At 44.1% G+C, this 26,872-nt stretch carries 20 protein-coding genes and 1 tRNA gene; 5 read left to right on the forward strand and 16 right to left on the reverse strand.

Annotated elements, in window-relative coordinates; translation table 11 throughout:
• Positions 1–7: 7 nt before the first annotated feature.
• The 8 genes from ABZD21_RS10680 to ABZD21_RS10715 form a co-directional block, all read right to left on the reverse strand.
• Positions 8–769, reverse strand: coding sequence for an SDR family NAD(P)-dependent oxidoreductase (locus ABZD21_RS10680; RefSeq protein ID WP_372774974.1), 762 nt, complete (start codon positions 767–769; stop codon positions 8–10).
• Between the two features lie 28 nt (positions 770–797).
• Complete coding sequence (locus ABZD21_RS10685) at positions 798–2,066, reverse strand: MFS transporter (protein WP_372774975.1); 1,269 nt, start codon at positions 2,064–2,066, stop codon at positions 798–800.
• A 5-nt stretch (positions 2,067–2,071) separates the two neighbouring features.
• On the reverse strand, positions 2,072–2,437 hold the full coding sequence (locus tag ABZD21_RS10690) for a cupin domain-containing protein (protein ID WP_372774976.1): 366 nt from the start codon (positions 2,435–2,437) through the stop codon (positions 2,072–2,074).
• Between the two features lie 109 nt (positions 2,438–2,546).
• Positions 2,547–4,784, reverse strand: coding sequence for a polysaccharide lyase 6 family protein (locus ABZD21_RS10695; protein ID WP_372774977.1), 2,238 nt, complete (start codon positions 4,782–4,784; stop codon positions 2,547–2,549).
• 179 nt (positions 4,785–4,963) lie between these two features.
• Positions 4,964–6,241 carry an Nramp family divalent metal transporter gene (locus ABZD21_RS10700; RefSeq protein WP_372774978.1) on the reverse strand — a complete coding sequence of 426 codons (1,278 nt, stop codon included), beginning with the start codon at positions 6,239–6,241 and terminating at the stop codon, positions 4,964–4,966.
• Between the two features lie 357 nt (positions 6,242–6,598).
• On the reverse strand, positions 6,599–7,939 hold the full coding sequence (locus ABZD21_RS10705; protein ID WP_372774979.1) for a RagB/SusD family nutrient uptake outer membrane protein: 1,341 nt from the start codon (positions 7,937–7,939) through the stop codon (positions 6,599–6,601).
• Between the two features lie 10 nt (positions 7,940–7,949).
• Positions 7,950–11,120: a SusC/RagA family TonB-linked outer membrane protein gene (locus tag ABZD21_RS10710; protein ID WP_372774980.1), complete on the reverse strand. Its 3,171-nt coding sequence runs from the start codon at positions 11,118–11,120 to the stop codon at positions 7,950–7,952.
• Positions 11,121–11,329: 209 nt separating this feature from the next.
• On the reverse strand, positions 11,330–12,040 hold the full coding sequence (locus ABZD21_RS10715) for a FadR/GntR family transcriptional regulator (protein ID WP_372774981.1): 711 nt from the start codon (positions 12,038–12,040) through the stop codon (positions 11,330–11,332).
• An 812-nt stretch (positions 12,041–12,852) separates the two neighbouring features.
• Here ABZD21_RS10715 and ABZD21_RS10720 point away from each other — a divergent pair.
• The gene (locus ABZD21_RS10720) at positions 12,853–15,081 is read left to right on the forward strand and encodes a tetratricopeptide repeat protein (RefSeq protein WP_372774982.1); all 2,229 of its coding nucleotides are present in this window, start codon (positions 12,853–12,855) and stop codon (positions 15,079–15,081) included.
• A 179-nt stretch (positions 15,082–15,260) separates the two neighbouring features.
• Here the strand turns inward: ABZD21_RS10720 and ABZD21_RS10725 are convergent.
• The 3 genes from ABZD21_RS10725 to ABZD21_RS10735 form a co-directional block, all read right to left on the reverse strand.
• A tRNA-Val gene (locus ABZD21_RS10725) sits at positions 15,261–15,335 on the reverse strand.
• A 128-nt stretch (positions 15,336–15,463) separates the two neighbouring features.
• The gene (locus ABZD21_RS10730) at positions 15,464–16,762 is read right to left on the reverse strand and encodes an NCS2 family permease (RefSeq protein WP_372774983.1); all 1,299 of its coding nucleotides are present in this window, start codon (positions 16,760–16,762) and stop codon (positions 15,464–15,466) included.
• Positions 16,763–16,774: 12 nt separating this feature from the next.
• A complete protein-coding gene (locus tag ABZD21_RS10735) occupies positions 16,775–17,455 on the reverse strand; it encodes a DUF5020 family protein (RefSeq protein WP_372774984.1) in 681 nt (226 codons plus the stop codon).
• Between the two features lie 63 nt (positions 17,456–17,518).
• Here ABZD21_RS10735 and ABZD21_RS10740 point away from each other — a divergent pair, with 63 nt between their 5' ends.
• The 4 genes from ABZD21_RS10740 (at position 17,519) to ABZD21_RS10755 (ending at position 20,914) form a co-directional block, all read left to right on the forward strand.
• Positions 17,519–17,659: a hypothetical protein gene (locus ABZD21_RS10740; RefSeq protein WP_372774985.1), complete on the forward strand. Its 141-nt coding sequence runs from the start codon at positions 17,519–17,521 to the stop codon at positions 17,657–17,659.
• A 215-nt stretch (positions 17,660–17,874) separates the two neighbouring features.
• Entirely contained in the window at positions 17,875–19,530 is a 1,656-nt protein-coding gene (locus tag ABZD21_RS10745) for an AMP-binding protein (RefSeq protein WP_372774986.1), read from the forward strand.
• Positions 19,531–19,578: 48 nt separating this feature from the next.
• Positions 19,579–20,109: a ribosome maturation factor RimM gene (gene rimM, locus ABZD21_RS10750; RefSeq protein ID WP_372774987.1), complete on the forward strand. Its 531-nt coding sequence runs from the start codon at positions 19,579–19,581 to the stop codon at positions 20,107–20,109.
• A 97-nt stretch (positions 20,110–20,206) separates the two neighbouring features.
• A complete protein-coding gene (locus tag ABZD21_RS10755) occupies positions 20,207–20,914 on the forward strand; it encodes a head GIN domain-containing protein (protein ID WP_372774988.1) in 708 nt (235 codons plus the stop codon).
• Positions 20,915–21,067: 153 nt separating this feature from the next.
• Here the strand turns inward: ABZD21_RS10755 and ABZD21_RS10760 are convergent, their stop codons facing one another.
• The 5 genes from ABZD21_RS10760 to ABZD21_RS10780 form a co-directional block, all read right to left on the reverse strand.
• Complete coding sequence (locus tag ABZD21_RS10760) at positions 21,068–21,631, reverse strand: L-threonylcarbamoyladenylate synthase (protein WP_372774989.1); 564 nt, start codon at positions 21,629–21,631, stop codon at positions 21,068–21,070.
• A 1-nt stretch (position 21,632) separates the two neighbouring features.
• The gene (locus ABZD21_RS10765) at positions 21,633–22,751 is read right to left on the reverse strand and encodes a glycosyltransferase family 4 protein (protein ID WP_372774990.1); all 1,119 of its coding nucleotides are present in this window, start codon (positions 22,749–22,751) and stop codon (positions 21,633–21,635) included.
• A 94-nt stretch (positions 22,752–22,845) separates the two neighbouring features.
• Positions 22,846–24,108 (reverse strand): diaminopimelate decarboxylase, encoded by a 1,263-nt coding sequence (locus tag ABZD21_RS10770; RefSeq protein WP_372774991.1) that lies wholly within the window; start codon positions 24,106–24,108, stop codon positions 22,846–22,848.
• A 241-nt stretch (positions 24,109–24,349) separates the two neighbouring features.
• Complete coding sequence (gene dapF, locus ABZD21_RS10775) at positions 24,350–25,216, reverse strand: diaminopimelate epimerase (protein WP_372774992.1); 867 nt, start codon at positions 25,214–25,216, stop codon at positions 24,350–24,352.
• A 74-nt stretch (positions 25,217–25,290) separates the two neighbouring features.
• On the reverse strand, positions 25,291–26,820 hold the full coding sequence (locus tag ABZD21_RS10780) for an ATP-binding cassette domain-containing protein (protein ID WP_372774993.1): 1,530 nt from the start codon (positions 26,818–26,820) through the stop codon (positions 25,291–25,293).
• Positions 26,821–26,872 lie beyond the last annotated feature (52 nt).

The following is a 26,872-nucleotide window of genomic DNA, read 5'->3' on the forward strand; positions in this document are numbered from 1 at the left end:
ATTGTTCTTAAATTCCTAAAGCCTGACCGCCACCAATCTGGATTGTTTCAGCGGTGATGAATGAGGCATCTTTACTTGCCAGGAAGGCAACTACTGAAGCAACTTCTTCGGGTTGACCCAGTCTTCCTAACAGAATGTTGTTTTTCCACGACGCAAACACCTCGGGTTTAGTCGATTTAATTTGTGCATGGAATGGCGTGTCAATTGTACCGGGAGATACCGCGTTCACACGAATGCCATATTCCGCTAAATCTTTGGCCAATGCCCGCGTAATGGCATGAACTCCGGCTTTTGATGTTCCATAAACACCGGCTCCCGGGCCTCCTGCATTCCATCCGGCATTGGACGTATAGTTGATGATTGAAGCGTTTTCACCTTTTTTCAGGTAGGGAATGGCTGCTCTTGAGGCAAAGAATACCGAGTCAAGATTTAAGGCCATCACAAAGCGGTAGAATTCGGTGGTCATTTCTTCAAATCTCGATCTTCCGCCCAGTCCGCCGGCATTGTTTACCAGTACGTCGATGCGGCCATATTTTTCGCCAATGGCTTTGATGTTTGAGGTGACTTCTTCGTCTTTTGTAACGTCGAATCCATAGTATTCGGCTTTAATTCCTGCGGCTGTAAGTTCTTCAACGCGCTTTGCGCCGGCTTCGTCTTCAATACCGTTCAATACAACGATATATCCGTCTTTACCGAGTCGTTTTGCTACTTCGAAACCAATACCTCCTGTTGCGCCGGTAATAACGGCTACTTTTCCTGTTGAATTCATGATTTATCTTTTTTTATCGTGTTATAATTTATTCTGTTTCCTCTACGGGTTTAATTTTTCGTGCCAGCAAATAGATGGCGGTAATTCCAAGTGGAACAAACGCAGCTATCATCACAAAAATGGGCACATAAGAATAGGCTGAAATAATCGGCACCAGGAAGTTCATGATGATCACCGAAAATACGCCTACTGAGCCACCAAATCCGGCCAGTGTTCCCACTGATTTTCCATAAAACAAGTCGCTCGGAAGGGTTTGGATGTTTCCGATCGCGAACTGGAATCCGAACAATATAAAGGCGACAATCACCACAAATTTCAATGGCGTGTCGGCTATCAGGATGGTCGCTACCAAGCCCAGAAACATGATGATCCCGCCAATGGTAATCGCGGTTTTGCGGGCTTTGTCAATACTGGCTCCTTTTTTAATCATATTGCCTGAAAAATAACCACCGTAGACACTTCCGATAGCGGCTCCCACATAAGGCACCCAGGCAAAAAAGCCAATTTGCTTCACATCAAAACCGTATACTTCGGCCAGATACAAAGGCATCCAGCCAACGAACAACCACCATAGCGGCTCCAGAAAAAAGCGGGATGCCAATACGGCCCACGATTCGCGGTAGGAAAGAATCTTTTTCAGGCTCAGTCCTTTTTGTCCTTCAACATTTTCTTTTTTGTGTTGACCGGACATGATGTACTCCTGCTCCTCTTTGGTAATCCAGGGGTGTTTTTTGGGTCCGGCTTTGTGAATGATCAACCATGGAATCAACCAGATCAATCCAAACGAACCAACAATCATAAAGGTTACCTGCCACCCGAAGGCTGCCCAAAGAATCGCGATCAGAGGAGGTGCAATTACAGCTCCCAGCGATGCTCCGGCATTAAAAATACCCTGAGCGATCGCTCGTTCCTTAATTGGAAACCACTCGGCATTGTTTTTAGCTGCACCGGGCCAGTTTCCGGCTTCTCCCAGCCCCAGGGTAACCCTGAAAAAGCTGAACGAAAGGATTCCCCGCGCGAAGGCATGCATGAAGGAAGAAATCCCCCACAAGCCGACTGCGAAAACGTATCCCATTCGCGTTCCTATTTTATCGAATATCCGGCCCGAAATTGATTGACCGAACGCGTAAGCGACCATGAACACGTTCAGAATCAGTGCATAGTCGTTCTTGGTCATGTCTAAATCTTCGGCAATACTGGGCCACATCATGGCCAGGGTGCTTCTGTCAATGTAATTTATGACAGTTGCCAGGCCAATCAGCCCAATCATCCACCAACGTAATCCTTTTAGCTTCATAGTTTCTATTTTTTATCGCCGAAATACGAAACGGCTGTTCCATCTAAAAAATCTTCCCGAACCGGGCTGAATACATCAATCAGAATACCGGCTTCCAGACAAACTGCCGAGTGCAGCAGGTTTGGCGCGATGTATACGCCTTCGCCGGCTTCAATCAGACTTTTTTCTCCGTCGATGGTGAACTCGAATTTACCGGCCGCACAGAACGTTGCCTGCGTGTGAAAGTGCTGATGTGGCGAGCCAAGAGCTCCCTTTTCAAACTTCACTTTTACCATCATAATCTGGTTGTCCCAACCCTGAAACTGACGAGATACACCTCCACCGAGGTCTTCCCATTTCTCACTGTTTTTTATAAATTTTTCGCTTGCCATAACTTTATGTTTTTATTGAATGATTAATTTGTAGTCCTCCCGATTTCGGGAATTTAGTTCCAGCTCAATGAGCATGTTGTATTTCAATGACTCACCAACAGATGAGCTATTATTGATTAATATGTGTTAGACTATCCAGCTCATAGGCGTCGGAATTTGACACAATTTGCGCTTTGGGATAAATATTGATGTTTGAGATTTTTGTGATTGGTTCTCCGTTGGTCAAATGCAATTTAACCGGAGCAGAATCGAGAAAATCAACGTCTTGAACATTGGCGATCTGAACTCCATGAATATAAATGCTTCCGCCGGTTTTATTGCGCTTGTCGAGTCCCGATTTGATAACCTTGCAATTTTTGAAGGTCAAACTCGGTCCGAAAGTGCTTTCATCCGTTCCTCCCCGGTAAAGGTTTAAAACGGCACCGCCAACCTGCTCGAACGTATTGTTTTCGTAGACGACATATTCGGCACAGTACGCCCCGATATCATCGATTTCTTTATTAAGTGAAGCGACACTTCCCGATATGTTTTTGAACGAGCAGTTTCGAATTACCACCGAATCGGCGAACGTATTCGGGGACACACGTAAAAAGTCGAACGTGTGGTTTACCACCAAATCTTCGACGGCACAATCTTCCACAATCAATTTATAGTTGCGGTTCATCGAGTGCCGGCTTGTTCCAACAATGCAGTTTCCGGCCATATCGGGCGACATAACGCCGCTCATTTTCAAACCTTGCAGCTTTAAAGCTCCTTCATTTTGAATCAAAAACATGTCATTCTTTTCGGTAAACAGCTGCGCTTTTCCGCTGTTTGCGGCTTTAATCGTGAGGGCATGTTCGACAGATAAATTTTTACTGTTGATGTATTCTCCATCGTTCAAAACCAGAATGTCACCCGATTTTGAATTTTGTACAGCCGCTAACAACGTATTGTATCCTGGCTCAACGACTGTTTCTACGCCGTTGCCAAAAACTAATTCTTTTTCCTCAATCGGATACCAGCTCACACCGGTATTTTCTTTCTTTGCCACCGGAGCTTTCAGCGAACAACCCGCATCCTTAATCAGCGGCGATACCGGAAATAGCAGTCCCTGTTCGTTCTTAGCCAATTCCATCGCCACAACCTCCATGTTTGTGTCGGCTAATACATCTACACCTTTGTTCAGGTAGTTGTTTGAAAAACTGATTCCGCTGATATCGTCATAAGCTGTGAATAGATTTTTCTGCGAATCACTATAGAACACATTATTCACCACCTTGGTATCAATCGGAACGGCAGACCGTTCGCTGTCGCTGCCGGCACATAATTGCACATGGTCGCAGTTCACAAAGGTGTTGTTCGAGAACTCGCCACCAATTACCTGAAAATAACGATTTAGCGTTGAATTTGGAACCCCGTTCATGACCACCATCGCTCCGCGAAACCGATAGCCTTTTAATCCTGAGAAATAATTATTGATGGCTTTATTCCGTTCATTAATAATCCGGATTCCCCCGGTGTGTTCTTTTCCGTTGCCAAAAAAGAAGTTTCCTTCGGCAATATTATCATTACCGTGACGGTACGTAAGGGTTCCGCGACATTCGTAAAAGGTGTTGTTTTTAAAGACATTACCACCACTTTTATTTGAAATAATTTCGTGTTCGCCATCGCAGCGATCGAAATAGTTGGCTTCAACCACAGTGCCTGAGTTGGATAGGGAGAAGAAGCTGGTTCCAAGGCGCATTGTTTCGCCACCGTTATTCCCGTAGTTCTGGCGGAACCCAAAATAATTGTGATCAATTTGATGATTGTTATCGTGACAAGCTTCATCGACCATACGGATGGTCATGGTAACACCACGTCCGCGCTTATCGTTAAGGACACAATGATCAACCCGGTTGTTTTTTCCGTATACTGCGATCCACGTTTCTGAAACCAGACGCTCCGGATTGTTGTAGTTGTCGATCACCACTTCGGTTAAACGGCAATGATTGGCATACACACCATTTTTTTCGCGAAAAGCGATGACCTCATTACTCGGTGTGTAACCGTTTTTAAACACCAGTCCCGATACCTCAACATACTCTCCGGCAATTCTTAGGTTCGACGAGCCCGAGAAAACAACCTTCCCTTTTTCTTCGGCTGTTACAACAATTGGCTTTTCGGCTGTCCCTTTTGCTGTAATTAGCAGTTCGGTATCTGTCCAAACACCATTCTTCAGAATTATTTGCTCACCGGGCATGGCATTAGCCAGCGCTTTATTGAACTCTTCAGCATTACTTACCATCGTACCATCCTGCTGTTGACAGGCATAAAACGGCAGTGTAAGCAGCAGTACCCAAAGATATTTGATTGTATTTTTCACAGGCATCTATTTATATTAAGTTATTGATTTTATGCTGGATCAAACTATTGTCCGCTGAACAACTTTTTAATCCCTCGTGGACCTCGCAGCGTTTTTACATTTCCTTTTTGTTGCATTTAGTACCATGCTCGTTTCATCGTTTTTTTTTGAATTCGCAGGTTAATCGCTGACGTTCATGATTAAGAGAAATACTCCATAACAGCAATGGCTCCGTTGTACGAAATAACCAGTGAGAAGATAAAAGCCAGGATCAAACCAACATTGACAGGCCAACTGATTTTATGCTCTCCCATTCGCTTGGCATTATTCACCAAAAGGATAATACCAATGACCACCAAAGGCAAAACAAACACGTTGAACACCTGGGTAAGTATTTGAGCCTGAATTGGGTTTTGCCCCGTAATGGGAACCAACAAGGCAACCACCGAAGCAATGGCGGTGACAATCCGGAATTGTTTCGAGTTCGTATCCAGTTTTCCGCTCTGATAATCGGCCAGCAACAGCGGAGCAATCATTAAACAGGGGAAAATAGAGGACAGGCCAGCACTTAAGGTTCCGAAAACAAAAATTGAAAGTGCAAAACGTCCGGCAATCGGATCGAGCGTGTGCACCATATCCAGAACCCGTGTCACCACTTTACCCTCGTGAAAAAGCGCTCCGCAAGCCACAGCCATAATTGACCCGCTAATTACAAATACTAATACAGCAGCAGTTATGGAGTCGTTTTTTTGTTTTTTCAAGTCTTTAATCGTCCATCCTTTCCCAATCACAAAAAGCGGGCGCGAAAGGAAGGTCGCTGCAGCCATTGTAGTTCCAACAAATGCTACGGTGAGCATTTTCCCTCCTTCAACATCGGGGATTGTTGGAATAAGGCCGTTGATAATCTCGGCGGGCTGCGGAAAAACAAAAAACAGTGAGACGATAAACGACAAGCCCATGATGGTGACAAAAATCACCAGGATCTTCTCGAAAAAGTCGTACTTCCCAACCATCAGCAGGGCATAGAATATAATAATAACGGCAATGGCTATTCCAAGAACAATACTGTATTCATTGTCGGAAATAGATGGAAAATACAAAGCCAAAATTTCAAAAAGCATATTGGATGAAATTCCCAAGATCCCGGTTAGAGAGTTCCATTGCCCAAACGAAATCCCAATTACAATGAGGAGTGCAATTAGCTTGCCTCCCTTTAAATGTTTTTTAAAGCCAAACAAAGCCGTCTCGCCGGTTACCAGCGTATATTTTCCGTAGGTATAGATAAGTAAACCTGAAAAAAAGCAACTAAGCAGCAACACCCAGAGCAATTGCATACCAAACGAGCTACCGGCTACAATCATCGAGGTCACACTCCCGGTACCAATCGTGTAACCGATAGCAAAAATGCCGGGGCCAAACGATAGTACAAAGGCAATCAGCTTCTTAAGGATATTCGCATTTTGAATTTTGTTTTCCATTTAGAAATTTATTTTGGTGGTAAAACCAGAGTTAACTTCGTCTTTATTTTTTATCGTTCGGAACGACAACCGAAAATGTCCGGTCATGATTAGCTATCTATCCCCAACAAGTGGGATCTCACTAACGATCAACACAACACGATCTGCAAAGCCAGTGAACCGAAATAGCAAACTTGTGAATTGCAAAGGCATACTGACGCCTTTTACTTCTTGCTTCGATTAGAGGATTTACGGAGCACATCGGCCTGATCTGGCCGGCAAACAACTTGCGGGGTTTTAACAATAAATTGAATTTTGAACGAAGGGGAACAGGAAAAATCCTGTTCCCTTTTAAAAATGCATTGAACCGATCAACTATTAATATCCTTCGTTTTGAGTTATTACTCCACGAGTAGCCAGGATCTCTGATACCGGGATTGGGAACAAATGATAATTACTATTCACCGTTTGTCCCATTTCAGCATCAACGGTATTTGTTCTCACCAAATCGAACCATCGGTGGCCTTCGAAAGCCAGCTCCAGTCTACGTTCGTCGGCAATAGCTTTTCTAACTAAAGCTTGCGTATTGATTGTTGCAGGATTTAAAACACTCAATCCGGCTCTTGTTCTGATATCATCCAACAAAGGGAGAACAGTTGATGCAGCAGAACCTGTTTCATTCAATGCTTCTGCATACAACAGAATAACATCTGCCAATCTCATTTCGATCCAGTCGTGCTCAGATCCAACTCCTCCGTCTTTCGGAAATTTGATCGCTGTAAGACCATCCTCAGCCAGAGTCACTGCTCTTCTTAAATCGGTGCCGCCACCATTGGCATCACTGGCGTCAAACGCGGCAACCAAGTCCGGATCTACCGGGTAATCAGCTTTAGGGTCATCGCCAACAAACCAGTTCCAAAAACGGGAAGCATACGAATACTCATCGATAATCGAGCTTGAAACTTGCGTTGAAAAAATGATTTCAGAATTTTCAACTTCATTTGCCGCACCAAAAATATCGGCATAGTCGGCTTTTAAACTAATTCCTGCAGCAGCAGCTCCATTTACAACAGCAGCCAAATGTGGTGCAGCACTACTATAATTGCCCATGGCCATATATACTTTGCCCAGCAATCCTTGAGCCGCGTATTTCGACGCTCTTCCATCTACTATCTCAGCATCCAAAACCGCTATCGCATCGGTCAGATCTGGAATGATCACGTTGTTATAGACATCAGTAGCCGGTTGACGCACCAAGATAGAAGTGTCAGTCGTACTTGGCGAGGCTGATAAATTAACCGTAACATCACCAAAAACCTGTACGAGTTTGAAATAGGATAAAGCCCTTAAAAATTTAGCTTCAGCTATTTCAGTAGCATCAGAAGAGTTCTCGATCACATTATTCGCACTTAATATTGACTTGTACAAAGCCGTATAGAAAGGTCCCATGAATTGATCTTCCATTGATGTCAACCCACTATCGTATTCATCAAATTCGGTATATGGAGATTCGTCCATGAGCGCATTGTCTGCTCTGAATTCGCCCATGACTGCCATTGGAGTAGCAGCGCCGAGCTGATAGTAATAAGCCGCATTCAAAACGCCCTCAAATTCGGTTAAAGAATCTGAACTGGCGATATTCGGGGGGAATTGATCCAAATCTTCACATGCTGTGGTGATCAGTAATAGTGCACCTAATAAGATATATATCGTTTTCATTTTCTTCTATTTAAAAGTTAACATTTAAACCAACAGTAAAACTTCTTACAATCGGACTCGCACCGAATTGTGCTCCATACGTTGTGGGTCCTAAATAATCATCAGTTGAAGTTGCTACACCTTCCGGGTTGTAAGAAGTATAATTATCGGCCATTAGGTACAATAAGTTAGTTGCAGCCACATACGCTCTTACAGAACCTAAACCAACTTTTTTCACCAGCTCATCCTTGAGTGTATAACCAATGGTCAGGTTTCGCAAGGCGATATACGATGCGTCCTGAACCATCGCGTCGGTTTGGTTCCGGTTCGGGGTATAGAATTCTCCGTTATGATCGGCGATATCGTCGTTATTCGCATCGAACGTGCTCTTCAGGTTTCCACCCCATTGTGATCCGTAGTACAGTGGGTCGATATTGTACACCTCAGCTCCGTGAGATCCCTGGAATTGCAATGACATGTCGAAATTCTTGTAACTTAAGTTATGCGTCATACCCCAGTAGAAATCCGGTGTATTTGAACCTAATTTAACAAGGTCTCCACCATCCGCTACGGTTCTGGTATTATCAATTTCGCCGTCACCATTTTGATCCACAACGTAAGATTCTCCGGACTGCATATTTACATACCTGGTTGGGTCATCTAAGTATTTCATTTCAACTTCGCCGATGGTTTCCAATCCCCACATTTCACCAATTTCTCCACCAACATAGTTTCTAAACACAGGTCCTCTACCACTTGTACCGTAAATTGTCTGAGGTAACTCATCCAGACCGCCCAGATCTTTAATTTCGGTACTTACTGTAGACAGGTTCGCATTGATGCTCCACGAAAAGTCATTGTTATTGATTACTCTTGCATTCAGTTCTAACTCCAAACCTGAACTTCTCACATCTCCTGAGTTAAGCACGATTGAAGTCGTACCCAACACTTCAGAAACACTTTGGTTAATCAGGATATCTTCAATATCAGAGGTATAGTAATCAACTCCCAAGGTAAAACGGTTGCCCAGGAACCCTAAGTTAAAACCATAGTTGGTCTCGGTATTTGTTTGCCAGGTCAGATCCGGGTTTGCAACGTTAGTTGGAATCAGATATCCGGTACCAAACAATGTGGCACTAGGATCCAAAAGACTCAACGCGTCGTAAGAGCCTAAAAAGGCCGTAGTTCCTAACGAACCTGTACTGAATCGCAGTTTCAATTGGCTCAGCAGGTCACTGTCGCTCAGGAACGATTCGTTGTGCATATTCCATCCCACCGAAAGTGCCGGGAAGTTGGCATACCGTTTATTCGATCCGAAACGTGAATCACCATCCCGTCTTAACGAAGCCGACACCAAATAACGATTGTCGTAGGCATAGTTAATCCTTCCGAACACACTCTCTCTCACCTGTGTTTCGTCTCTTTCAGTTACAGTGATATCGGCTGGCTCGAAGAGATTATAATTCAGAATATCGCCCAACGGCACATTCGCACCATCTAAAGCGGTTCCGCGGAAAGTGGTTTTTTGGTACTCGGCACCGGCAACGGCCGAAATGTCGTGCTTACCAAATGTTTTAGTATAGCTCAAAGTGGATACACTTAACACAGAAGATACTTTTAAATCTGTTTGATCCATGTAAGTCTGGCTGTACCGCGCACGAGAGTCGAAGCCAATTAAGCGGTGTTCATACTCTTGGGTATCTTTAAGATCACCTCCCAGAACGGTTTTAAAATCCAAGCCGTCCATGATGTTGTATTGCAGATAGGAACTAACGTTGGCGAAATAAGTTCTTTCCCAACTTTCGGTGTTATCAAGCTTCGTGGCCGGACCAGCATCACCCGATCCACCGATTCCATTGTTGGAACGTCCATAGTGCCAGTCTTGCGCAGTCATACCTGGCTCCAGGTCATAAATACTTGAAGCTTCCCACACAGAACCTCTGTATCCACTGTCAAATGCAGCGAGTCCCAGCCCCTGTGCTTTTTGATCCAGTGCCTGAACGAAGGCAATCGACGCTTCGGTATGATAAATCGGATGGATACCATAAGCTCTTAACAAGTCTCTCATGTCATGCCCCAAGATATCTCTGTCGGCAGTAAATCCATTGAAGCTTACGCCTGTCATGAACTTGTCTCCCAATTTGGCATCGATATTCAAGCGGGCATTTATTCTTTCATAACCTTGGGTAATTACTACACCCTCGGCGTTTTGATAACCAACTGAAGCAAAATAGTTCACATCATCAGTCCCTCCGCTCATGCTGAAGTCATGACTCATCATACTTCCATTTTGAAATAACCAATCTTCGGGACTTATTGCTCCCGGTGATTCTTCATAAGCGGTAAGGCGATACTCCAGGAAATCGGCATCGATATTAGAAACATCCCAGTTACCCGAAGCGATCTCTGATCTTGCATGAGCTCCCCATTCGGGCCCTGACATCAGAATATTGTCGCGGTACTTACCAGAGGTACTCGCATAAGCATTGTAGCTAAAGCTTGCTTTACCTTTCTTACCTTTTTTGGTTGTAATCAAAATAACACCATTTGCTCCTCTCGACCCGTAGATCGCAGCAGAAGCGGCATCTTTTAAAATCTCCAGACTTTCAATATCGTTCGGGTTAACAGTAGCTATACCTCCTGAGATCGGAAAACCATCCACCACGATCAGCGGAGTGGAGTCGCCGGTTATAGAGGAAGCGGCCCGAATTTGAATTTTTGGATCTGCACCAGGTGCTCCGTCCTGATTTTGGATTAATACTCCCGGCAATTTACCGGCGATGGCTTCGTCGACACGTGTCGCCTGAACAGCGGCAACATCTTCGCCGCCTACCGACGCGATTGCACCCGTGGAGTGTGATTTTTTCTGAACACCATACCCAATTACCACAACTTCATCAAGTCCGGTAACATCAGCTTTCAGTTTAATATTTAGCTGAGGTTGGCCTGCATACACGATTTCCTGGTTAAGATAACCAATAAACGAAACAACAACGGTAACCTTTTCGGCTTTGCTCGTAAAGGTAAAATTCCCATCAAAATCAGTGATGGTTCCGTTCGTCGTTCCTTTTTCTAAAACTGTTGCCCCAATTAAGGGCTCATTGTTACCGGCATCCACAATTGTTCCTTTAATTGTTACTTGCGCCGATAGCTGGAAAGCAAAAGCCAAGACTATTGCTAATAAGCTTACGATTTTTTTCATTAATTTAAAATTTAGTAATGGAAAATGATTGTATTCTATCTGGTTTATCATCGCAGAGGTCAATTAATAGTCCTGTATTTGAATAACTGCTACTCGCCAAAGTTGAAAGCTATTTGTACAAGACATTAATTTATCAGTTCGCAAGGGTTGTCTTTTTAAGGCGCCCTTTTATTCGTTCGTATTGTATTCGTTTCCGTCATTTTAAGTTATTATCCTTTGTACGACAGACTAAAATCGAGTACATCTTGCAAGTGAATTTTCATTGCTTCTTTTGCTCCTGCAGCATCTTGTTTAATAATGCAGTCCAGAATAGCGCGGTGTTCGTCGATTGATTTCTGAGACCGGCCTTCGCCACAAACATTTAGTTTTTGGTAGATCTCAAGGATATCCGGAATAATAATCAGCAGCAACGACTTTACAACCTTATTTTGGCTGGCTTCAGCAATTCTCAAGTGAAAATTGAAATCCTCCTGTACACACGGAAGGTTTTGTTCAACCCTTTCCCGGTAACTATCCAGAACGTTCTCTAAGTCTGCAATATCCCGCGTTGTCCGACGAATTGCTGCTTGAGCACAGGCATAGTTCTCCATCAACACCCGTGTTTCCACCAGGTTGGAAAAGTCGTCTTCATTAAGCTTTATCACATTGGAAATCAACCCTTCTATGGCAGTAATGTCAACTCCGGCCACAACAGTTCCGCTTTGAGGATGTGTTTTCAGAATTCCGTAGAACTCCAGCTTTTTGATAGCATCTCTGACATAAGTCCGCCCGATTCCAAACAATTCTGATAGCTTCCGCTCTGATGGCAATCGGTCGCCGGGGTTTAGTTCCCCTGAAATGATCGAATTACGAATCTGTTTAATAATCTGATCTACCGGACTTTCAACTTCTATTTCCTTAAAACTGTGTAATATATTCATAATCCGAAAATCTCTTATTAAACAATTATTGATTCTTGATTCATTAACTTGATGCTGTATTTATTAAAGACCGAACAGGTGGAAATGTGGTTCCACATTCGTTGTGGTTAGAGCAAGATTCGATTCATTCTTGATTAAAGCTCCGTGGTCTCTAAAACCCAAAAGCCGAGTAGGTCGTATCCGCACGATTTGAAAACTGCACGTCCAAACTACGCTTCGGGAGGTTGCTGTTTACAGAGCATCGAGGGATGTCGCACCCGATAGGGGGAGGATAATAAAACAGCCCCGAAGATGTCATCTGTTGTCATCTGTTGCCGTCTTAGTTTTGTTACTTTCATAAGCATTAATTTTTAAATTCGTAGTTTTTCAATCTGGTTGACCAGTTGCTATGGATTGGTTGACCAATATTACGAAGTCTAATTTTTATTGTTGTTAAAAAATCTGGTTTTGTCAACACCAGTTTGTATCTATTTGATCTACTGTCACTTAATGCCATGTGCTATAAAGCATAAAATATGAATAATCCTAAATTCTTGTTAATTTTTGTTACCAAACGGTGGATTATCAATATTGACAATTGACAAAAGTTGAAGCGAATTTAAGGATAGCCTGACTGGATCAATTCCTTAAATACCTCGCAAATGATGACAATGACAGTGAACAGCTTATGAAAAAAATGTATCTTTCCGGCAACAAAGAAATTCTGTTTCTATACGATTACGACTAGCACCTAAAAACATATTCTAAAGTTTGGTTTGACGTATCATAAATCAGATTTTCTGCCGTTTATTCTATAAATCGCGCTTATTAAGATGTCTGGTAAACAACTACGCATATTTCCCTTTCTAATTAGTTTGTTGTGGCTTAATTTGTCCATTCATCCCTCTGTTTTCAGTGCTACAAAAATCGACAGTCTGCGTAATGCCGCATTGTACAGCAGCGGCACAAAAAAAATTTCAACCCAACTGGAGCTGGCAGTTCAACTAGCGGGAAAACACCAGGTTGAAGCCGAAAACATCGCAAAGAAAGCCTTGGCCGCAGCAAAGAAAACCAAAGACAATTCCCTGATCGAACAGGGATACTTCAGCCTGGGAAAAGTATACGAAACCGGTGAAAACTTCAATCAGGCACTCGCTCATTACGACTCGGCACTGACCATTGTAAACACGATCGACGACAAATGGTTAATGGCCGACATTATGCTTCGCAAAGGCATCATACACCAAAGCAAGGGCGAGGAATCGATGGCGCTTGAATCGTTTCGGAATGTCATGCGCTTCGGACATCTCGCGGGAAACCAAAAAGCACTGGGTACCGCCTACTCAATCATGGGTAATATTTACCGAACCAACTGTCTGTACGACCGGGCAATTGAATACATTATTAAAGCAAAACTCAATTACGAAAAAACCGGTTTTACAGAAGGTGCCGGCTGGGCATCGTATCTGCTTGGACTGATATACGTAGATTTGGCACTGCCGGACAAAGCCGGCGAACACTTTGAAAACGCGCTGGAAGTCTACAAAAAGGTTGCTGAAATTGATGGACACAAAGGAGGTCTCGCCATTTGCTACGAGCAAATCGGGCTGTTGAACATGAAAGCCGGCAACTATTCGGAAGCGTCAAAAAACATTCACTATTCGCTGAATACGTTCACCGAAAACGGTTCGCTATATGGCATCGCGAACGCGTACAAAAATCTTGGGATAATTGAATACGGCCGAAATAACTTTTCGACAGCGGAAGAATACCTGAACAAATCGCTGGCAATAAAAAAGAAAACCGGCGATCTGATGGGGCAACCACATGTGTATAAATACCTGGGCTTGTGCTATATTGGGAAAGGCCAAACTGAGAAAGGGCTCAACGTTTTAAATCTTGCACTTGATATGGCGATTGCCAACAATCAAAAAAAAGCTCAATCTGACATATACTCCAGTTTGTCGGAGGTTTATCTGAATTTGAAGAACCTATCTAAAGCGGTCGCTATGCAGAAGAAGCAGATCGAACTTCAAGATTCCCTTCTCTCTGGTGCAATTAAAATAAAAATGGAGCAACTGCAGTCCATTTACGAAATCGATGAGAAAAACAACGAAATAGCTCAACTAGAGAAACAGCACGAAATTACCTTTTTAAGATTGCGCCAGCATCAAACCTCGCAGATCATCATGATCTCAGCCATCTTTTTGGCTCTGTTTATTGCCGGAATCATTTATTTTTTCTACACCAAACTGCGTCGCAAAAACGATCAGTTGAATGAGGCTATCGCCACGAAAGACAAGTTTTTCTCCATCGTTGCACACGACCTTCGGGGGCCGATTGGCTCAGCTCTGGGTTTAAGCGAATTTCTGATTGAAGAGATTGAAGCCAAAAACTATGAGACGGTGGGAACATACGCATCGGCATTTAATCAAACATTAAGCGACAGTTTCACCTTGTTGAACAATCTGCTGGCCTGGTCTCGTTCTCAACTTCAACGCATGGAATTTAATCCCCAATTCCTTTCTACCAGCCAGATTATAAACGAAACCATCGGCCTCTTTTCTTCTCCTATCGAGAAGAAACAAATCAGCGTCGCTACAAACATTGAACACGACTTGCAATTCAAAGCCGACGAAGGCATGATAAAAACCATTCTTAGGAATCTCATCTCGAATGCCATTAAATACTGTAATGAGAACGGTGAAATTAAAGTTGACTTCTATAAAGATGGGAAGTCCGTTGTTTTGTCTGTATCCGACAACGGAATAGGTATGAAGCCTGAAAAAGTCGAGAACCTGTATTCCCTGGAAATGCATTCCAGCTCGCCTGGAACCTCAGGAGAACAGGGAACCGGCTTGGGACTTATCCTGGTAAAAGACTTCGTTCAAAAACACCATGGCGAAATCCGGATTGATAGCACACCTGGCATCGGCACTACGTTCACAATCCTATTTCCACTGGAACAAACGGCAAACAAAAGCTCCGATTTGCCAACATCGTTTTTCTCCGAAAACACCACATCAGCGCCGGCAAATCAATACAATCCCGATCTTCGTTGATCACTTCAGCCAGCCACCCAAATTAGCGAACAATGTAACTGAAGGCAAACAGGTTGACAATAGGATACCTTTAAAACCGACCGGTCTATAATGCACGAGGGATATTAACCCTGGAAATAAAAAAGTCCGCCAATCGTATGATTTGCCGGACTTCGATTTGTTTTGAATTAAAACTTTTGTGGGTTGTACTGGAGTCGAACCAGTGACCCCTACCCTGTCAAGGTAATGCTCTAAACCAACTGAGCTAACAACCCGCGTGTGCCGACAAAAATACAAAATTTTCGATGTGAAAAAAGCGGAGAACAATTTTCTTGCTAGCTGCCACAAAAAAAGGAGTAACCAACAGGCTACTCCTTCAATCAATCAACTGATTTTAATATTCTTATATAAAGAATGAGACGACAAATAAAATTGCCAGCACATACATAATCGGACTAATCTCTTTGGTTTTCCCGGTCAATAGTTTCAACAAAACATACGACAACATACCAAACACAATTCCTTCGGCGATTGAGAACGCCAATGGCATCATAATAATTGTAAGGAAAACAGGGATCGACTCGGTAAAGTCATCCAGATTGATGTTTTTGATTGGGCTCATCATCATCGCACCAACCAGAATCAAAGCAGGAGCGGTAGCTGCACCCGGAATCATCAGGAAAATTGGAGAAAAGAACAAAGCCAACGCGAACAAGAAAGCGGTTGTTAAAGCTGTCAGTCCGGTTTTACCACCTTCGGCAACACCGGCAGCACTTTCAACATAAGTTGTAACGGTTGATGTTCCCAACACCGCGCCAACAGTTGTTCCGATCGCATCGGCAAACAAAGCTTGTTTTGCACGTGGCACACGACCTTCTTTATCCAGCATATTCGCTTTTGAGCAAACACCAATCAGGGTTCCAACCGTATCGAACATATCAACAAACAGGAAAGTGAATACCACCAGCAACATGTCTGTTGTGATCATCTCTGCCCATTCAAATTGCATGAAAATAGGGCTCAATGACGGAGGCGTAAAATCGAATGATTCAGGCAGATGAGTGATACCGAAAGGAATACCCAAAACAGTACCCACCAAAATTCCGATCAACAAAGCGCCTTTCACCCGAAGGGCCAGCAAAACACCCGTAATTACCAACGCGAGCAAAGCGATTAAAGCTCCGGCATTACCTGCCAGATCGGTAATTTCGCCCAGGCTTACAAACGTAGCAGGGTTTGCAACCACCACACCGGCATTTTTAAGACCGATAAAGGCAATAAAAAGACCGATACCGACTGAAATGGCATGTTTTATATTGGTTGGGATCGCGTTGACAATCATCTCGCGAATATTGAAAGCGGTCAACAGCAGGAAGATAATCCCTTCGATGAAAACTGCGGTCAACGCAAATTGCCAGCTGTGCCCCATTCCCAAACAAACTGAGAAGGCAAAAAAAGCGTTCAGCCCCATACCCGGAGCAAGCGCAAACGGTAGGCGTGCCAACAAGGCCATCACCAAAGTACCAACAACCGAAGCCAAAGCGGTAGCTGTAAATACAGCTCCTTTGTCCATTCCGGCAGCAGAAAGAATATCGGGGTTAACGGCCAAAATATAGGCCATGGTCATAAACGTGGTAACCCCGGCAAGAATCTCGGTTCTTACCGTTGTATTATTTTCTTTTAGTTTGAAGAAATTTTGCATCGCTAATTAACTTTAGAAGGTGTATTTCAGAGCTGCAGTCGGGTTCACCATGAAACCATCATTCCCGGCGAAGTTCGAGCTAATTTCAACCTCTCCACCAAACGAGAAATGTGGACACACGTTGTACCAAATTTGAGGTTCTGTCAGGAAAACAAAATCACCATAAACAGTCTCTTCTTTCCAGAAATCGGCAAAACCACTGAATGTCATTTTACCTTTCAGGAAATTCAGATACCAAACACCAGTCAACTGAAAAGATGCGTCATCAACTCCACGAATATTTTTATACAGTGCTTGTAACGTAAAGCCTCTTGAAAAGTCTTCCGCGTTCCAGCTATACTCCACACCACCTAACCAACAGTCGGCAATTTGATAGTGGCCTTCAAAAGCTCCATCTTTCCACTGTCCGAAACCACCATTGTATTCTACGTGAGCGGCAAAAGGTGACGATTCGCCCAGTTTGAACGCACGGGCAATCTCCCAATAGGCTTCACTAACTCCGTCAACATCACCAGCTCCATAATTCATATCAACGAAGAAGAAGGTGCTTCCCAATTTGTCAGGACGAAACATTTCAACGGTAGTTGTTAAATAACCACGACCATCACCCATATCATAATGAGTCTGGATATTTTGGGCCGAAACTACACCCGAAAACGCTACAGCAAGCAGGAGGAATAAAATTCTTTTCATAGTCTTTTCAATTTTTGGATTAAAAGTTAACAAGGCGGTAAAAATATAAAAAAAGTCGTAAAAATGAGACCGATAAGCTTCATCGGTTCTGTCATTCAGCTCCTTATTCTGGTGTTATACCTGGCCACTACAAACACCAACAGCAACTCCCAACAGCACGAGTTCGCACACTACTCTGTATTTCTTACACTTAGCAACAAATAGATCAACAAAAGCCCAGCATCTGAAATTGATTTTCAACCGATTTCTTTTTTGTTGACTGGAGCGCTTTTTTTACCATTTAACTGAACACATTAGGATTACAAAACCCGAAATTCGGATAACAGGAAGAAAATCCTACATTTGCTACTGATTTTTGAGACCTAAAAAGCTAGTTGCATTCTGAATTTAAATTTGGAAGTCTGGCAGATTGGTGAAAATTGACATTGAAGGATAAGGCCATGAATGAAAAGGGATTAATCGCCTGGTACAGGCAATCATTTCTGGAAAATGCGGAACTACCAGCTTTTTCCGATTACGAAGGAATTAACTACAGTTATGGCGACGGCGCCAAATTGATTTACCAAATACACGGATTTTTTGAACAGTGCCAAATAGAAAAAGGAGACAAAGTGGCGCTTCTGGGCCGAAATACGTCGCATTGGGCCATTACGTTTCTGGCTACCATTAGCTACGGAGCGGTCGCGGTGCCCATACTTCCCGACTTCAACCCGGCTGATATTCATCACATTGTCCGTCACAGCGAATCCAAAATCCTTTTTTCAGGCGACCAGTTTTCGGAGAAACTGGATATGGCCGAAATGCCGGATCTAACGGCTGTTGTCAGCCTGCAACGAATGGAACCGATCTGGGCAAAAACAAACGAAATCTTTCACTTTTGGCGACAACACAACACCGGCCGTCCGGCATTTTCACCCGAGGTTTTTATGCCAACTGAGGTCGATGACGACGACATTTGTGTGATCTCCTACACATCGGGCACATCAGGCTTCACCAAAGGAGTGATACTCCCGGTTCGCAGCTTGAAATCAAATATTCGTTTTGCACGCGAAAGAATGCCGTTGAAAAAAGGCGAAAAGATTGTTTCATTTCTGCCCATGGCTCATGTTTTTGGTCTGCTGTTCGAGTTCCTTTTTCCGGTATCGCTCGGCTGCCATCTCACCTTCCTGACCAAAGCGCCCACACCTCAGATTATTGTAAAAGCGTTCAAGGAAATACAACCACACTTGATTTTGTCGGTTCCGTTGGTGATCGAAAAAATTTACCACAAACAAGTTCAACCGGCGCTGGAAAAACCGTTGATGTGCTTCCTGTTAAAAGTACCGGTCATAAAAACTATGCTGCATCGAAAGGTGAGACAAAAACTGGTTGAAACTTTCGGTGGTCGGTTCTACGAAATTGTGATTGGTGGAGCAGCTTTAAACCGCGAAGTGGAAGATTTCTTCCGAAAAATTAAGTTTCCGTTCACCATCGGCTATGGAATGACCGAATGCGGACCACTGATTTCGTACGAGGAATGGAGCAAAACCCGTCCCTACTCGGCCGGTAAATTGGTCGACCGTATGGAATTGAAAATCGACTCGGCCGATCCGTTCAACGAAGTTGGTGAAATTTTGGTGCGAGGCGCCCATGTAATGTCGGGCTATTATAAAAACCCGGAAGCTAGCGCACAAACTATTGACGAGGAGGGTTGGCTCCACACCGGAGACCTGGGTATTACCGACCAAAATAACTTCATCTACATTCGCGGACGTAGCAAAAACATGCTGCTTGGCCCATCGGGTCAGAACATTTATCCCGAAGAGATTGAAGCCAAACTGAGTAGCCAGCATTTCATACTCGAAAGCGTGGTGGTCGACCGCGAGGGCAAGCTCGTTGCCTTGGTCTTTCCCGATTACGAGAGCCTTCAGATTCATCATACTAAAAATGAAGAAATTGCCCGCATCATGGAAGACTACCGGGTAAAAGTGAATAAAGAACTGGCCAAATACAGCCAAATTTCTCAAATTGAATTGGTTGAAACCGAATTTGAGAAAACACCAAAACGGAACATCAAACGATATTTATACACCTGATGAATTGAAGCGGTCGGAAAGTCTGTCGCTTTTTATAAATTTGCTTATATGGAAACAATACCCAAAGTTGATTGCCTGAAAATCGGCTACCTACAAAAACCGCATGGCATAAAAGGCGAAGTAGTGCTTCAGTTCGAACCGGAATACGAAAGCAGCCTCGAAGAAATGCCAACACTTTTCCTCGAAATCGACGGGCTTCTGGTTCCGTTTTTCATTCAGGATGAAGGACTTCGATTCCGTTCGGGCGAAACCGCACTCATCCTATTCGATTGGATTGACGATGAAGAGCAAGCTCGTAAAATCTGTGGAACATCGGTCTACATCCACAAAGACGATTGGATTGACGATGCTGAAGAATTGTCGCTTCACGCTTTGGTCGGCTATACTTTGTTCGATACCGAAAGGGGCAAGATTGGCTCAATTCTTGAAGTCAACGATTACGCCGGAAACTTAATTTTATCGGTTGAATACAACAAGCAAGAAGTACTCGTTCCTTTCAATGAGGATTTCCTGACTCGTTTTGATGAAGAAAAACGAGAAATGGAATTGCAATGCCCGGAGGGAATCTTCGATCTGTAATTTTTAAATTTCCCTTACATGCAAGCTTTCTTTTCTGAGAACGGCTTTTGGCATGTGCTTTTTCGAACGAAAACAGAAAACAATTAAAATGAAACACATGAAAACTAGAATGAAAAATCTGTTGTTGATCGTGCTGCTGATCATAGGAACAACCCAGGTGCAAGCCGCAGACGAAATTCGCGAGCTGGCTGCCTTCTCCGAAATTACGTTGAGAGTTCCCGGGAAGCTTCACTTGGAACAAGGGAGCAAACAATCGGTGGAACTGGTTGGTAAAGCATCCACTCTGGACCAAATCGTAACAGAGGTGAAAGATCGCCAGTTGATTATCCGCTTCAAAACCAAAAACTTACTTTGGAAAGATTTCGAAACCGGTAAAATCGAGATTTTCATCACCGTGCCCGACATCACCGCTCTCACCGTTTCCGGTTCAGGCGATATCATCAACGACGGGCCGATCAATTCGCGCATTCTGAGTCTGACCGCCAGTGGCAGTGGTAGCATAAAACTGGACGACTTGGTTTCTGAGCGTATAAAAACGACGATCTCGGGCAGTGGCAACGTGGAACTAGATGGCAACGAATCAGCTCAGGATCTGAATATTACGATTTCCGGATCGGGAGGATTCAATGGCGAAGACTTTGAAGCAGAAGATGTTACAGTACGGATTGCCGGATCGGGAAGTGCACGAATCCACTGCAACAACAGCCTGATTGCGCGCATTGCCGGATCGGGAGATGTGCTGTACAACGGAAATCCCCGAATTGACCAATCTATAGCCGGATCGGGAAACGTGAAAGAGTTGTAGCGTTTCGTCCCGGAAAAGAAGCGATTCAAAAAAGACCCACGGTTCAATTTACCATCGTCATCCTGAACATGCTTCAGGATCTCTGATTGGCAGTGCAGATTCCTTAACGAATTGGGAATCACGAACCAGAAAGGCTTTCTTGAATCGCTTTTTTTATTCCCGAATAACCTTTATTTCTCCGCCAACGCCCAACTTAATAATGCTGGAAGGTTTTGCGGCAGTTGTATCGTCCTGACGGTAAGCCACAACATAGTCGACAGACCGCTTAATATCGTCGCTAATTTCCGCAAAACAAGCTGGCGATGCCTCGCCGCTAATATTAGCCGATGTCGATACGATTGGTTTTCGAAAGCGCTGAATCAGTGCCCTGGAGAACTTTTCGTCAGTCAGCCGAATGCCAACTGAGCCATCTTCGGCCAGCAAGTTTTTCGCCAGATTTTTTGCACCCGGATAAATTATGGTCATCGGCTTATCGGTCACTTCAATCAGGCTATAAGCTATTTCCGGAACTTCGTCCATGTAACGCTCCAGCAAATTGATGTTTTCCATCAGCACCAGCATACTTTTCGAATCGGCTCTTTTCTTGATTTCGTAGACACGTTTAACAGCTTCTTCATTGGTCGCGTCGCACCCAATTCCCCAAATTGTATCAGTCGGGTACAGAATCACGCCACCTTTTTGCAGCACCTCTAGTGCTTGTTTAATATCATCCTGCATCTTATAAATTTTGATATATTTTCATCAGTTCACGAGCATATAGCTCGGGGCGAAAACGTTCGGCATTTTCTCGTCCGAGCTGTATGTGCCGATTTCTTGTTGCCTCGTCGCCCAGCAACACATTTATTCCCAAAGCAATCTCTTCGGTGTCCTCCGGGTCGACATAAAATCCACCATCGCCTCCAGCCTCGGGCATGCTGCTTCGGTTTGAAGTCAGCACCGGACAACCACAAGCCTGCGCTTCGGCAACGGGTAAACCAAACCCTTCGAAAAGCGACATAAAGATACTCAGTTCAGCCATTTGATAAAGATGAACCAACTCGTGATTACTCACCTGAGTCAGAAACATGATCCGCCCTTCGAGTTGCCTTACCAAAGGCTTCAATTTACCCATGTAAGCTGTTTGTTTACCAACCACAACAATTGGCATTTCAATCCGGTGGTCGACTAAAGCTTTCAGTACACGTTCCTGGTTTTTCCGCTTTTCAATGGTTCCCGGAATCAAAATAAATTGCTTGGGCAACCGGTATTTAAGGCGGGTAAATTCCCGATCATCTGTTAAAGAGTCTTCAAAGTAAATCGGATTTATCGATTGATACAGCAAGGCGATTTTGGATTCATCAACCTGCATAAATTCGATTAAATCGTTCTTTGTTTGACGACTAATCGCGATGATCTTGTCGGCAACATCAACTGCATGCCGATATTTACGATGATAAATTCGTCGGTCGGCAGCACGGTACAGATGCGGAAAGCGCCGAATGATGAGGTCGTGGAAGGTGACCACTTGCTTTATACGGGATCGATGCAGACCTACCGGTAACTCGTGACTCAGTCCATGAAAGATATCCAAACCGGCTTCTTTGGCTAATTCTGTTACCTGATAAGTTCTCCAAATTGGCTTAATGCTATTCCACCACGCTCCCTTGGGTGAAATGCAGACAGCATTTTCCGGCACTTCAAATAGTCCCTTCTGAACCTTGGTTGTATATAAAAAGTAGTCGTGTTCCGGATACTGATCGCACAGTGCACAAATCGTATTCCGACTGTAACTTCCCAACCCGGTTGAATTTAGAAAGGCCCGTTTAGCATCGAACCCAATTTTCAAAGGCTTAGTCATAAGTCAAAGTTAAAAAAAGACTCGAAGCGGAGACATTTCGACACAAAAAAACCGGGCAACAGCTGCTCCCGGTTTTCTTACCTATCAATTTGGATTATTCAAAATCTTTTACTCCTTCGAAATCCAGGGTCGCAAAATAGTCCTCCAGCGTTTCGGCCCGACGGATTTGAACCACTTCGCCATTCTCGCGCAGCAACAATTCAGCCGAACGTAATTTACCGTTGTAGTTGAATCCCATGGAATGCCCATGCGCACCTGTATCGTGAATCACCACCAAATCACCGGGATCAATTGACGGCAACAGGCGGTTGATGGCAAATTTGTCGTTGTTTTCGCAAAGTGAGCCGGTTACATCGTAAATGGTATTGCAAGGGCTTTTTTCTTTCCCCAAAATTGTGATGTGATGGTAAGCACCATACAGCGCCGGACGCATGAGGTTAGCCATACACGAATCCAAACCGGCATATTTCTTATAGGTTTCTTTAATGTGCAATACTTCGGAAACCAAGTATCCGTAAGGACCAGTAATCGCACGCCCCGACTCAAAGAAAATCTTCAATGGATCCAGTCCATTGGCTACAATGTATTTTTCGTAACGTTCTTTGATTCCTTCACTAACCACCTTCAGGTCAACCGGTTTATGTTCATTCTTATAGGGAATACCAATCCCTCCACCGAGGTTGGCAAACTCGAACCGAATACCCAGCTCTTTCGACAAATCCACGATTGTATCGAAAATAATATCCGCTGTTTCCACAAAATAGTTAGCATCCAATTCGTTTGAAGCCACCATGGTGTGAATACCAAATCGTTTCACTCCTCTGGCTTTCAGTCGTTCATAACCTTCGAACAATTGCTCGCGGGTAAAACCATATTTCGAATCTTCGGGATTTCCGATGATGATATTTCCTTCTTTTAAGGCTCCCGGATTATAGCGGAAACAAACCAGCTCGGGCAATCCGGCATTGGCTTCCAAATAGTCGATGTGCTTAATGTCATCCAGGTTGATGATTGCACCCAGCTCCATCGCTTTCTGATACTCGTAAGCCGGAGTGTCGTTCGATGTGAACATGATCTCTTCGCCACGCATGCCTAAACGTTCGGCCAGAACCAACTCGGCCATCGAGCTACAGTCGATCCCAAAACTCTCTTTACGCAAAAGCTTCATTAAGTAGGGGTTCGGAGCCGCTTTTATGGCATAATACTCTTTGAACCCCTCGTTCCACGAAAAAGCTTCGTTGAACTTGCGGGCATACTCCATCATTGCTTTTTCATCGTAAATATGAAAAGGCGTTGGGTGCGTTTCTATTACTTTCTCAATTTCTTCTTTTGTGAAGGGTAACTTTTTCCCGATCATATGTTTGTGATTTTTAAATACTATTTTACCAGATCAACAGTTTACTCTGCTCAAGTTGACTGGACGGCAAAGATATCAATAAATCGAACGATTTAGTTTCAAATCCGCAGCAACAGGGTTGTAAACCGATTGAATTGACAAATATTTCGCTTTTTTGTTCAAATAAAATCGTTGATTTATTAAACAAGATCTAACTTCTGGTATCTGAATGCCACCCTGCAGCTCTCAAAAAAGGTTGAAATTAAGCGCCTAGCTCGCGCAGTAACTCATCACTCAAAACACCGGAGCAAATTTCGCGTACCTCTCCGGTCATATGGATTTGCCAGTCTTCATCAATTTGCAATTTAAGTTCGCCTCCCGGCATTTTCAGGGTTAGTTTGCGTTCGGTCAAGCCTTTTTTGACCATTATCGCGGCCACTGCACTCGACGAACTTCCGGAGGCCAATGTCCAACCGGCTCCACGTTCCCAAATCAGTATTTCAACCAACTCGGGCGAAAGCACCTTGGCAAACTGAACATTGATGCGATTGGGGAATTTTGGGTGATTCTCGATCTGCGAGCCATATTTCATAATCTCGTCAACCGACAGCTCGTCTTTAATAACAACACAATGCGGATTACCAACTGAGACACAATCGATAAGGTAGCTCGTGCCGTCGAGTTCGAGCACTTCGTCCAAACACTCGGCATTCTCACTTTTCACCGGTATTTTCTCCGATTCGAAAATGGCGCTCCCCATATCAACTTTAATCATCCGGGCTTTGCCCTTGTCTTTCTCAATAATTTCGGCCTGAACCACACCACCAAGTGTGTCGATCGAAAAAGACGTTTTTGCCGTGTAGCCACAATCAAACAGGAATTTGGCAAATATCCGCAAGCCATTTCCGCTTTTCTCAGCTTCCGAACCATCCGGATTTAAAATTCGGAGTCCAAATTCAGCCCGGCTACTACCTACGAGTACCAAAATGCCATCGGAACCAATACCATAATGGACATCACAGATAAGTTGTATATTTTTTACCGTAAATTCAAAGTCTACTTTCCGACCGTCCATAACGATGTAATCGTTGCCCAGTCCGTGAGATTTTACAAAAAAGTTATTGTTCATAGAATTCCAGAATTATTGTTCATACAAAAATAACCGAAATTCAGGGTTCAACGTATTTTTTGGGTTAAATGATTCTAATAAAACGCCCCCGAATAACTGACGCCACCATCAGCCAGCTCCAGCAGCTTCGACACACATCCCGGAATCTCCGACCGATGATGGGTTACATACACCATCGTTGTATTTAGGTGACGACAAACCTGATCGAGTAAATGCACAAATCGGGAGGTTTGTTCATTATCCAAGCCCTGACAGGGTTCGTCCAGAATCAACAAAGAAGGCGACTTTACCAACGCTCTCGCTAATAACAGCGAACGCTGCTCGCCCAGCGAGGCATGCAAAAACAGTCGGTCTCTCAGATGACTAAGTCCCAGAGCCGGAAACCACTTTTCAGCCAAATCGCGCTCCAAATCGGTTGGTGCCGTCGCGAAACCAATCTCATTCCGGAACCCTGAAACAACCACCTCTAAACATGTCAACGCATCGTAATGGGCGTGAGCTTTGGTTTGTAGTCCCGGAATGGTATTGAAAATTCCTTCGCCTCTCAAAAAATAAAGGTGTAACTCGGGCGACACAAATCCGATCCGGTTTTTAATGTCCCAAATGCTTTCGCCCGATCCGCGCTGCCGATCAAACAACACCAAATCGTTTGTGTATCCTTGCGGATTATCAGCCGTCACCAAACTCAACAAGGTGGTTTTGCCAGCTCCGTTATGCCCGAGTAAAGCCCATTGTTCGCCCGGTTTTACCTGCCAGTTTACGTTGTTTAAAATCTGCTTGCCTCCGATCGTCACGTTAACGTTTCGCATCCGAATGATGTCTTCGAATTGCTCATCCGGCATCGGCATCGAAGCCAATAGCTCAGGCGATTGCGCTTCAGCCATTCCTTTGTAAGAAGGAATGCTCGGCTTAAAATCAGCGATCGAACACCATTGCTGTTGTTTCCCCTGATGAAGTTCCAACACCCGACTAACCTCTTTGGGCACGAGCCCTGCCGAGCAAATTAAAACGAATGAGACTCCATGCTGCATCTGCCTGGCGATCAGCCCGGCAAGTGTTTTCCGCGCTTCCACATCTAACCCAACAAACGGCTGATCGAGCACCAGGATATCTGGTTTCTGAAGCAATGCGGCTGCCAGTTGCGTTCGTTTTCGTTCGCCACTACTTAGTTGCAGAAGTTTACGATCGTGGATATGAGCGATGTGCATGCTTTCCATTACCTGATCAATCGCTTCGGTTGAAACATTTAAATTTGCTTTTGTTGCCACTTTTTCGAGGTACGAACGGATTGAAGGTGAATTCTCCATGCCTTGATTCTCATAGCGTTGCCCATAATAAGTACTTCGCCGCCCCGACAACGATAAGAAATGATCCTGCTGATCTACCATCAACCGATTCAAGCCACCATCAATTTCCAATCGTCCTGAACCAGGTTGAATTTGTCCGGCTATTAAACGTCCCAAACTCGTTTTTCCACTGCCCGAGCTTCCGCAAATCACCATCGACTCACCTTTCGCCAAACGAAAAGAAACAGCCTCCAGAATTTTTGTCGACCCGACACGATAACCAAGCAATTCTGCCGCAATAGTGTTGTTATCCATCATACCAACAAAGATAATAGGCCCAGACAAAAACGGATCTGATAATTGACTTTTG

Origin of the sequence: Mangrovibacterium sp. (assembly GCF_041596335.1) — a bacterium.
Classification (GTDB): domain Bacteria; phylum Bacteroidota; class Bacteroidia; order Bacteroidales; family Prolixibacteraceae; genus Mangrovibacterium.